Source organism: Devosia geojensis (assembly GCF_000969415.1).
GTDB classification, from domain to species: domain Bacteria; phylum Pseudomonadota; class Alphaproteobacteria; order Rhizobiales; family Devosiaceae; genus Devosia; species Devosia geojensis.
This window is the reverse complement of sequence record NZ_JZEX01000174.1, coordinates 1-3,013: the sequence shown is the minus strand read 5'-3', so window position 1 is coordinate 3,013 and position 3,013 is coordinate 1. Positions and strand designations below refer to the sequence as shown.

At 67.6% G+C, this 3,013-nt stretch carries 2 protein-coding genes; both read left to right on the top strand.

Annotated features, from left to right (window positions below):
* The first annotated feature begins 591 nt into the window (after positions 1-591).
* Positions 592-1,149, top strand: a complete 558-nt coding sequence (locus VE25_RS19425) for a LemA family protein (protein WP_046110330.1) — start codon at positions 592-594, stop codon at positions 1,147-1,149.
* Between the two features lie 9 nt (positions 1,150-1,158).
* Positions 1,159-3,013: DUF2207 domain-containing protein (locus VE25_RS19420; protein ID WP_046110329.1), on the top strand; the 1,855-nt coding region annotated here is incomplete at its 3' end.

Genomic DNA, 3,013 nt, shown 5'->3' with positions numbered 1-3,013 from the left:
CCCCCGACCCCTCCCCTCAAGGGGGAGGGGAGGCAGTGCCCAACCCATTGATCCCGTTCACGAACCACAAACTTATCCCCGCACCCGCGCACCTGCCCCATACTCACTCCCACCTCCCGCACGACGCGGTGTCGACGAAACGCCGGCGGGAGGGTCCGGGTCAGCGGGGGTCGCCCCGCAGGGTCCCGAGCCGGAGCGAGCCGGGCGGCTTACCTCCGCATCTGTTTTGCCGGGAGGCGGCTACGTAGCCATCCGCCCCCGCGCCCGTCACCCCCAGCTACGGGGGGCTGGCTCGTGAGTGGGCCTGGCGGGTCAAGGCAGGTCGGAAGGCCCCTGGCGGTAATCCAACCGGCAAAGACCCACCATCCGGATGCGCGGGGCGGGCGAAAGCCTCCCGTTCTTTATATCGATAGGTTCGAGGCCAACGTCCGCCCCGCGCCGTTAGCCCGCCGCAAGCGGGAGACTTGAGGAGGAACCGCAAGCTGAAAGGCCGGGCGGTCAATTGACATGCCTGCGCAAATCGTTGAACCGGAAGCGGTTCAATGCCACTGTCGTCGGCATCTGGCGCAGGGCCCAGCGGAGGAAGCCGGCATGGAATGGATCGTACTCGCTCTCGTCGCCGCGGCGCTCGCCTACGGCATCAAGATCTACAACGATCTGGTCCGGAACCGGCAGATGGTCGAGGAGGGCTGGTCGGGCATCGACGTGCAGCTGAAGCGCCGGGCGGACCTCATCCCCAACATGATGGAGACGGTCAAGGGCTACATGTCCCACGAGCGCGAGACGCTCGAGGCCGTGACCAACGCCCGCGCCGCCGTGCAGTCGGCCCAGAACGGCTCGCCGGAAGAACGCGCCAAGGCCGAAGGCCTGCTCTCGGCCGCGCTCGGCCGGCTCTTTGCCGTCGCCGAGGCGTATCCCGACCTCAAGGCCAACACCACTTTCCTCGAGTTCCAGGGCGCGCTGCAGACCGTCGAGGACGAGATCCAGATGTCGCGCCGCTATTACAACGGGGCCGTGCGCAATCTCAACGTCGCGGTGGAATCCTTCCCGTCCAATATCGTCGCCGGCATTTTCAGGTTCCTCAAAGCGCAGTATTTCGAGCTCGACAACGAGGCGGACCGCGCCGTTCCCAACGTCAAGTTCACCTGAAAAGAAGCGATGCTCGTCCGCCTGCTCCTCGCCTGCCTCGCGGCCGCCGCGCTCTGCCTACCGGTTGCCGCGCGCGAGGAAATCCGCGCCTTCACCTCCGACGTCACCCTCCTCGTCGACGGCTCGGTCGAGGTGCGCGAGACCATCGAGGTCATCGCCGAAGGCGTCGATATCCAGCGCGGCATCTACCGCGATATTCCCGTGGTCATGCGCGACGGCGACGGCAACCGCGTGCGTCCCGGGCTCACCGTCATGGGCGCCACCCGCAACGACAATGCCGAGCCCTTCCGGGTCGAGCGCAGGGGCGATTTCCTGCGCATCTGGATCGGCGATGCCGACACGCTCCTACGCCCCGGCATCCACCGCTATGCCCTGAGCTACACCATGACCCGCATGGGCCGGTATTTCGCCGATTACGACGAGATCTACTGGAACGCCACCGGCAACTACTGGAACTTCCCGATCCTCTCGGCCCTCGCCACCATTCGCCTGCCCGAGGGCGCGGTGCTGCGCGACATGGCCGGCTATACCGGCCCCGCCGGGTCCTCCGAGCGGGCGGTCACCATCACGCGCGAGGCCGACAACGTCGCGGTGTTCCGGGCCGAGCGGGCTCTCGGCCCGGGCGAGGGGCTGACTGTCGCCGCCTCGTTCCAGAAGGGCATCCTCGTCGAGCCCGGTGCGGGCGAACGCGTCGCCTATTGGTTCGTCGACCGGCAGGATGCCATCGTCCCCGCGCTCGGCGCGCTGGCGGTCCTCGCCTATTTCACCCTGGCCTGGGTCCGCGTCGGGCGCGATCCGCAAAAGGGCGTCGTCATCCCGCTGTTCCATCCGCCCAAGGGCTTCTCGCCCGCGCTCGTCCACTACATCCACAATTGGGGGTGGACGAAAAACGGCTGGACGGCCTTCACCGCCGCCGCCTTCGACCTCGGGGTCAAGGGCCTCGTCGTCATCGACAACGCGGCAAAGAAACTGAAGCTCACCGCCACCGGCAAGGTGCCCGCCGAACCCTTGCCGCCGGGCGAGGAGGTGCTGCTGACCTACCTCGTGCGCGAGGGCAGCGCCACCGTCGACAAGACCTCCGGCCCGACCCTCAATGCCCGGCGCGCCGAGTTCGTCAAGGCCATCGAGCGCGAGAATCGCGAGGCCTGGTTCCGCAACAATGTCGGCTACACGATCCTCGGTATCGTCATCGCGGTCGCCGTCATCGGCGGCATTGTCCTGCTCGGCTATCTCGCGCCATTCTGGCTCATCCTCTCGGCCGTCCTCGGCATCTTCCTCGGCCTCGCGGTCAACGGGCTTCACGGTCTCTGGAGCGGATCGAAGATCCGTTTCGTCCTCATCGCCATCTGGGCCGTGGCCTTTGCTTCCAACTTCGCCGGCGGCATCGGCGCGCTCGCGACCGATTTCCGCGTCTCGACCGCGGTGGTTTCGGCTATCACCATCGTCGGGCTCTGCGTCGCCTTCGCCATCCTCATGCGCGCCCCGACCGTCCAGGGCCGCAAGGTGATGGACGAGATCGATGGCCTGAAGCTCTATCTCGAAACCGCCGAGAAGGACCGCCTCAACATGTCCGGCGAGCCGCCACTGACCGTCGAGCGCTTCGAGCGGCTTTTGCCCTATGCCATCGCGCTCGGCGTCGAAAAGCCGTGGTCCGAGCACTTCGAGGCCGAGCTCGCCCGCAACGCCGTCCCCGACGCGACCGGCACGTCCTATTCGCCCGGCTGGTACCACAGCACCGGCGGATTCTCGCCCGGCAAGATCGCCGGGGCCGTCGCCGGCGCCGCCACCGGCATGAGCGCGGCAATGGTCGCCGCCCAGCCCGCCTCCTCGTCCTCCTCGGGCAGCGGCGGCGGCGGGTTCTCGG

Excerpts from the sequence above, each read along its gene's own strand:
- VE25_RS19425 (WP_046110330.1), top strand. The coding sequence starts at position 592 with ATGGAATGGATCGTACTCGCTCTCGTCGCCGCGGCGCTCGCCTACGGC.